This is a genomic window from Paenibacillus zanthoxyli JH29 (assembly GCF_000520715.1).
Lineage (GTDB): Bacteria > Bacillota > Bacilli > Paenibacillales > Paenibacillaceae > Paenibacillus_AQ > Paenibacillus_AQ zanthoxyli.
The window spans coordinates 1-4,521 of sequence record NZ_ASSD01000421.1 but is presented as its reverse complement, the minus strand read 5'-3'; the positions used below and the strand labels follow the sequence as shown (position 1 = coordinate 4,521).

The following is a 4,521-nucleotide window of genomic DNA, read 5'->3' as shown; positions in this document are numbered from 1 at the left end:
TAGCGAAAAATGGTTCTTTCAATATTCGCCATATGTGTATTACAACGAGCACTGCATCGTGTTCCATCACGATCATGTGCCGATGAAGCTGACGAAGGAAACGCTGAAGCGGCTGCTGGGATTCGTTAGCGAATTCCCGCATTATTTTATCGGCTCCAATGCGGATCTTCCAATTGTGGGCGGTTCTATTTTGACGCATGACCATTTTCAGGGAGGCCGCCATACCTTTGCGCTTCAAAAGGCCCCTATTGAACAAGGCTTTAACCATCCGAAGTATCCGGGGGTTAGTCTGGGGCTGGTTAAGTGGCCAATGTCGGTGATCCGTCTGAATGGGGAGGACCCGGACATCCTGCTAGAATGCGCTAACGACCTTTACGAAGTATGGAAAAGCTACAGCGACCCTACGGCCGATATTCTGGCCTTCTCGGAAGCCGGCGGCGAGCGGCGGCCCCATAATACGATCACTCCCATTGTCCGCCGCAGCGAAGACGGCGGCTATGAGATGGATCTGGTGCTGCGCAACAACCGGACCAGCGAGGAGCATCCCGAAGGCATTTTCCACCCGCATCGGGAGATGCATCATATCAAGAAAGAAAATATCGGCCTCATCGAAGTCATGGGCTTGGCGATTTTGCCGGGACGGCTGAAGAATGAGCTGGATGGAGTCGCAGATATTCTCGCCGGCAATACGGCAGAGCTCGAAGCGTTGAACAGCGGCGCGGATCATCCGCTTGCCCAGCATGCGGACTGGATCACGGAGCTGACCGGACGGTTCGGCACGGTAATGGATCGCGAGGAGGCCGTCCGGACGGTCCGGAACGAGGTCGGCATCAAATTCACACAAATTCTGGAGCATGCGGGCGTGTTTAAATGCTCGTCCGAAGGCCGGGAAGCTTTCCGGCGCTTCATCAATAGCTTTGGCGCGGCCTGAATGCGCGGCAGGCTTTTGAAATAGCCGGTTTCTCTTTAGGGAGAAGCCGGCTTTTTTCTTGGAATCAGGCACGTACTCTCCGCTAATTTGTATGGTAAAAGTTAGGGGTTTATAATATAGAGGAGCAGCACTAATCCTAAATTATGGAGGCATAACCAATGCGTAATTTCCAATTTTATAATCCGACCCGGCTCATTTTCGGGAAAGGAACGCTTGAAGCGCTGACCACCGAAATCCCTAAATACGGAAAAAATGTACTCCTTATCTATGGAGGAGGCAGCATTAAACGCAGCGGTTTATACGATAAGGTAACCGCGCTGCTTCAAAGCATCGGCGCGAATGTAACGGAACTTCCCGGAGTCGAGCCGAATCCGCGCCTGTCTACCGTACATAAAGGCGTCGATCTATGCCGCAGTCAAGGTATCGATCTGGTTCTGGCCGTCGGCGGGGGCAGCGTGCTGGACTGCGCCAAGGCGATCGCCGTGGGAGCGAAATACGAAGGCGATATGTGGGATTTCGTGGAGCGCAAGGCGGCTCCGCAGGGGGCGCTGCCGCTCGGCACCATTCTGACGATCGCGGCGACCGGCTCGGAGATGAACAGCAACTCGGTAATCACAAACGAAGCCACGATGGAAAAAATAGGCTGGAGCAGCCCTTACGCTTACCCGGCATTCTCCATTCTCGATCCCGAGCTGACCTTCTCTCTGCCCCGGGATCAGACCGTGTACGGCGTTGTGGATATGATGGTGCATGTCCTGGAGCATTATTTCCACACGGATGGCAACACACCTGTTCAGGACGGCTTCTGTGAAGCGCTGCTGCGGACCATGATGGATGCCGGTTCTAAACTAGTAAACGACCTTGAGAATTATGAGCTGCGTGAGACGATTCTGTACAGCGGCACAATGGCTCTGAACGGTATGGTGAGCATGGGCTTTGCCGGAGACTGGGCTACGCATAATATTGAGCATGCCGTCTCGGCTGTGTACGATATCCCGCATGGCGGCGGCTTGGCGATTCTGTTCCCGCAGTGGATGAAGTATAATCTGGATGCAAGCCCTGAGCGGTTCCGCCAGCTTGCGGTGAACGTGTTCGGCGTAGATCCTTCCGGCAAAAGCGACCGCGAGGTTGGCCTTGAAGGCATCGAAGCCCTGCGGCGCTTCTGGGATTCCATCGGCGCTCCGAGCCGTTTGGCGGATTATAATATCGACGCAAGCCATATCGATGCAATGGCAGACAAGGCGATCCGTTTCGGTCCGTTCGGGAACTTCCGCAAGCTTAAGCGGGAAGATACGGTTAAAATCTACACCATGTCGCTGTAACGGAATATGAAGCTAAGCGAGACAGTAAGGAAGCGGGCAAAAAGGGCAGCGGCTAAGCCGCGCCCTTTTTTAGGATGTAAATCTAACCCGGCATACACCAATAGCGCCCCAGCATGTCACAAAGCCAAGAGAATGCTCTGTTAAGATATTTGAGTAAGCTGCTCCTGAAGCATTGCAATACTAAGGAAAATCCAGATTTTTGAAACCAAATGGCCTTTAATCACGTTTATTCTAGTAAGGATTAGCCTGGGCGGGAGGAGAAGGTATGCACACACTGTACTTAAGCTGTCTGGCGCTGGGAATTTTGTTTGCCTTCGTCAGTTTGCTGGCAGGTGATTTGATCGGGCATGCGCTTGGAGGATTGTTTGATTTTCTGTCCTTCGATGTGCTCAGCCCCTCGGTCTTGGCTGGAGGAATAACCGTTTTTGGCGGGGCGGGGATTCTGCTGACCAGATACAGCGGGCTTGAGGGCGGAGCGGTTCTTATCCTGTCTCTTCTGATATCCGCCTTTATGAGCGTGCTGCTGTATATGGGCTTTGTAAAGCCGATGGACAAAAGCGAAGTGTCCACCGGCTTCTCCATGAGCGAGCTTCCCGGCAAAATTGGCGAAATCAGCGTTCCCGTTCCCGCGCAGGGCTTCGGCGAGGTTATGGTGAAATTCGGCGCCGCGAATACCCTACATACGGCTGCAAGCTTTGACCGCCGCCCTCTGACTGCCGGAACAAAAGTAGTTGTCGTGGAGGTCAGCGAAGGCGTCGCGTTCGTATCCGAACTAGAATAACGAAGAGGAGAGGATTTGTATTGTTTGGTTTGCCTGATTTTTTATTGATTCCTGTGGTTGTCATAGCTGTCTTGATTGTTCTTGGCCTGGCCTTCTGGGCGCGTTACAGAACGGTCGGCCCTGACGAGGCGATGATTGTGACCGGCTCCTTTCTGGGCAGCAACCATATTTCCGACGATGGCTCCGGCAGGAAAATTAAGATAGTACGCGGCGGAGGGGCATTTATCTTGCCTGTATTCCAGAAAGCCGAATTCATGTCGCTGCTGTCCCATAAGCTCGATGTAACGACCCCGGAGGTCTATACCGAGCAGGGGGTCCCTGTAATTGCAGACGGCGTGGCTATCATCAAAGTGGGCAGTTCGGTGGAGGATGTCGCAACGGCGGCCGAGCAGTTTATGGGTAAGCCGATTGAATCGCTGAAGGCGGAGGCTCAGGAGGTGCTGGAAGGCCATTTGCGCGCCATTCTGGGAACGATGACGGTGGAGGAAGTATATAGAAACCGCGACCGGTTCGCCCAGGAGGTGCAGGGTGTGGCGGCACGCGATCTGAAGAAGATGGGACTCCAGATCGTTTCGTTTACGATCAAGGACGTGCGGGACAAGCACGGCTATCTGGAAGCGCTCGGGAAACCGCGGATTGCTGCCGTCAAGCGGGATGCGGAGATCGCTGAGGCGGAAGCGCTGCGCGATGCGAGAATTCAGAAGGCCAGCGCCGAGGAGCAGGGACAGAAGGCGGAGCTCTTGCGCGATACGAATATCGCGGAGGCTTCCCGCGACAATCAACTGAAGATCGCCGCGTTCAAGCGGGATCAGGACACGGCCAAGGCGGACGCCGATCAGGCCTATCATATTCAGGAAGCTCGCGCCAAGCAGACGGCGGTGGAGGAGCAGATGAAGGTCGAGCTCGTCCGCAAGATGCGGGAAATCGATCTGCAGGAGAAGGAAATCCAGATCCGCGAGAAGCAGTACGATGCGGAAGTGAAGAAGAAAGCGGAAGCGGACCGCTATGCGGTAGAGCAGGCGGCGGAAGCCGAGAAGGCGCGGAAGATGCGGGAAGCCGATGCGCAGCAGTACAGCATCGAGACGCAGGCCAAAGCGACCGCGGAGCAGAAGCGGCTCGAAGGCCAGGCCATCGCGGACGCCGAGCGCGCCAAAGGTACGGCGGACGCCGAGGTTATCCGTCTGCGCGGTCTGGCCGAAGCGGAAGCGAAGGAGAAGCTGGCCGAAGCGTTCCAGAAATTCGGTGAGGCGGCTGTACTGGACATTATCGTTAAGATGCTGCCGGAGCTGGCGGGCCGCATTGCGGAGCCGCTGTCATCCATCGATAAGTTGACGGTAGTCGATACGGGGAATGGCGAGGGCGCAGCCCGTGTCAGCAATTATGTGACCGGGCTGATGGCGACGGCACCGGAAATGCTGAAGAGCGTCTCGGGTATCGATGTGGAAGGGCTGATCAAGGGGCTGACGAAGACCGGCACGCAACCCTCT

Annotated in this window: 3 protein-coding genes and 1 pseudogene; all 4 read left to right on the top strand. The window is 55.3% G+C overall.

Features of this window, described 5'->3' with window-relative positions; all coding sequences use genetic code 11:
* Positions 1 to 931 (top strand): annotated as a pseudogene (locus L691_RS0115810) (UDP-glucose--hexose-1-phosphate uridylyltransferase); the annotation flags it as partial.
* Positions 932 to 1,089: 158 nt separating this feature from the next.
* Entirely contained in the window at positions 1,090 to 2,253 is a 1,164-nt protein-coding gene (locus L691_RS0115805) for an iron-containing alcohol dehydrogenase (RefSeq protein ID WP_025691426.1), read from the top strand.
* Positions 2,254 to 2,518: 265 nt separating this feature from the next.
* Entirely contained in the window at positions 2,519 to 3,034 is a 516-nt protein-coding gene (locus tag L691_RS0115800; RefSeq protein WP_025691425.1) for a hypothetical protein, read from the top strand.
* A gap of 29 nt (positions 3,035 to 3,063) precedes the next feature.
* The coding region (locus L691_RS0115795) for a flotillin family protein (RefSeq protein WP_036737238.1) at positions 3,064 to 4,521 on the top strand (1,458 nt) is incomplete at its 3' end.

Bases quoted from the DNA above. Each gene is read 5' to 3' on its own strand.
- L691_RS0115805 (WP_025691426.1), top strand. From the start codon at position 1,090: ATGCGTAATTTCCAATTTTATAATCCGACCCGGCTCATTTTCGGGAAA.
- L691_RS0115800 (WP_025691425.1), top strand. From the start codon at position 2,519: ATGCACACACTGTACTTAAGCTGTCTGGCGCTGGGAATTTTGTTTGCC.